Here is a 2427-nt window from a genome sequence, read left to right as displayed (position 1 = left end):
TACGACGGAGACCGTCTCGTCGAGTCGATGCGCTACGTGCGCAGCCTGCCCGCCGCGCTTCGTGTACTCGGCGATCTGCTGTCCACCATCGCCACCCCGGTGCAGATCATCGCCGGGGCGCGAGACCCGTTGGTACCACCGCTCAATGCCGAGTTCCTCCACGCGCGGCTTCCCGACAGCAAGCTCAACATTCTCGACGCCGGCCACTTCGTCTGGGAAGACTTCGCCGACGAGTATGCGGCGCTGGCGATCAGTTGGTGGGAAGGAGGCTACGCGACGAAATCCGTATCCAGCACCTGACGCCGCTCTCACCCGGCCGGCGCGATCTTGTCAACGAAAGGGACGTACCACATGACCGCCATACCACCCTTGCCGCCATTCGATATGCAAAAGGCATTACAGAAGGTCCAGGCAGCCGAAGATGCCTGGAATACATGTGATCCCGAACGGGTGGCGCTCGCCTATACCGAGGACTCGGTGTGGCGCAACCGCGATCGCTTTGTCACGGGGCGCCTCGAGATTATCGAGTTCCTGCGCCAGAAGTGGCAGCGCGAGCTCGATTACGCGCTTCGCAAGGAACTGTGGGCCTTCCGGGAAAACCGCATCGGCGTGCGGTTCCAGTACGAGTCCCGTGACCTCAGCGGGCAATGGTGGCGCAGTTACGGCAACGAGCTATGGGAGTTCACCGGCGACGGACTCATGTGCCGCCGCGAAGCCAGCATCAACGACGTCCCGATCGATGCGGGCAACAGGCGCATTTATGGCCCTCGCCCCGAAGCGGAGCGCGGAATCCTGCTGCCGGTCCAATGATACGGGTCGCCGGCGCCCGCTACGAACAGATCCGGCCTCGGTCAGTTGGTTCGGCATGTTGGCTGGCTTTCGAAGTTGCGGCCGGCAGCATGGACTCGGCGAAGGCCTCCGTCCGTGCTGGTGCTAGGCACCTCGGCCGACTCCCCGCAGCCTCATCGCGGCGAGTCAGTCGTTGGCCCAGCCCTGTGTTCTGGCCATCCCGCGACAACGGGATTGCTGAGGTCTCCAATCCCAGTCACTCCGACCGTGATGGTGTCGCCGGGGTGGAGGAACTCCTGAGGTGTGCGGCCGACACCTGTGCCGCCCGCGGTGCCACTACTCATCAGGTCACCCGGCGCAAGCGTGACAGTGCGGGTCAGAAACTCCAAAAGTGTTGGGATGGAATAGATCATGGTGTCGGTCGTGGTCCGCTGTTTGTACACGCCGTTGACCCGGGTGCTGATCTCGAGAGGTGTTGTGTTGACATCGGGTACTTCGTCGGCCGTTAAGATGTGCGGGCCAAGGGGGCAGAAGGTGTCCGGACACTTGCACAGCGTGATCTGCAACGGCTCGCGCTCCATCACGTCGCGCGCGCTGACGTCGTTAATCATCGTGTAGCCGAAAATGTATTCGTGCGCCCGCTCGGCGGGCACCCGGTAGGCGGGCTTGCTGATGATGACGCACAGTTCGGCTTCCCAGTCGGTGTGCGTCTCAGGCGTGGGGATCCGGATCGGATCGTCGGGACCGATGACCGCCGACCGCAGTTTGGAAAAGAAGACCGGCTCGGTGGGATGCAGGCCGGTTTCGGCGAGATGGTCGGCGTAGTTGCCGCCGGCCAACAGCAGTGTGGATGTCGGCGATATCGGCGCCCTAAACCGCCTCGGATGCACTATGTGACTTGGACTCTCACTCGATTGGCGCAACCGGTCGAGCTCGCGCGGGCCGGCTTCGATCAGCGCCGCGAGGTCGGCGTGGCCGGTGGGCAGCACGCCGTCATCGAGGCGGACACCGACCGCCGGGCGCCCGGCCTCATCGTCGTAAACAACGATCTTCATTGGTTCGCTGTCTCTGGCATGGGAGCGTGTCGGCGGCTGTCGTGCCAGTCCGTCTGGATGAGCTCGGAAAGGCCACGGGCCGCCTTATGGCGGCGACGAGGTGCTCCGCCATGAAGACATCCTCTCGTTCGACCGCCGACAAGCCGGTGCAAACACGTCCGGACCGCCGGCCATTCAATGACCTCACCTCAGTGTTAATCGCTCAGCCCGCATTCGAATCTGCCGGTGGACAGTCCGGCGCCCCCGGCCGGCGCTGATGGACGCGGTCGTCGTCGGTGAAGTTGATGTTCTGCCCCGATCACCCGGACCAGGATCACGGTGTCCTCGGTATTGGACGTTTCTCCTGCTATGTCGTCATTGGCGGTGCGCGCCGGTGAGCAGTTCTGCTGCGCGTTCCCCGATCACCACGCACGGTGCCATGGTGTTGCCCGTGGTGATCCGGGGCATGATGGAGGCGTCGGCGATGCGAAGGCCATCGACGCCGTATACCTTGAGGCTGCCGTCGACAACCGACATGGTGTCGTTGCCCATCTTGGCCGTGCCGACGTGATGCCAGTAGGTTAACGCCGCGTCACGGAGGTAG

At 63.7% G+C, this 2427-nt stretch carries 4 protein-coding genes; 2 read left to right on the top strand and 2 right to left on the bottom strand.

The window, feature by feature from the left end:
- Together VE759_RS02510 and VE759_RS02505 are read left to right on the top strand one after the other, a co-directional pair.
- Positions 1-300 (top strand): alpha/beta hydrolase (locus tag VE759_RS02510; protein WP_324927916.1); only part of this gene is annotated, 300 nt, incomplete at its 5' end.
- A gap of 51 nt (positions 301-351) precedes the next feature.
- Complete coding sequence (locus VE759_RS02505; protein ID WP_324927914.1) at positions 352-810, top strand: nuclear transport factor 2 family protein; 459 nt, start codon at positions 352-354, stop codon at positions 808-810.
- A gap of 152 nt (positions 811-962) precedes the next feature.
- Here the strand turns inward: VE759_RS02505 and VE759_RS02500 are convergent, their stop codons facing one another.
- Both VE759_RS02500 and VE759_RS02495 read right to left on the bottom strand, forming a co-directional pair.
- Entirely contained in the window at positions 963-1844 is an 882-nt protein-coding gene (locus VE759_RS02500) for a fumarylacetoacetate hydrolase family protein (protein ID WP_324927912.1), read from the bottom strand.
- A gap of 354 nt (positions 1845-2198) precedes the next feature.
- Positions 2199-2427 (bottom strand): GMC oxidoreductase (locus VE759_RS02495; RefSeq protein WP_324927910.1); only part of this gene is annotated, 229 nt, incomplete at its 5' end.

Source organism: Mycobacterium sp. (genome assembly GCF_035640695.1).
GTDB lineage: Bacteria > Actinomycetota > Actinomycetes > Mycobacteriales > Mycobacteriaceae > Mycobacterium.
Note: the sequence above shows the minus strand (reverse complement) of the source record. Positions and strands in the feature narration are given on the sequence as shown.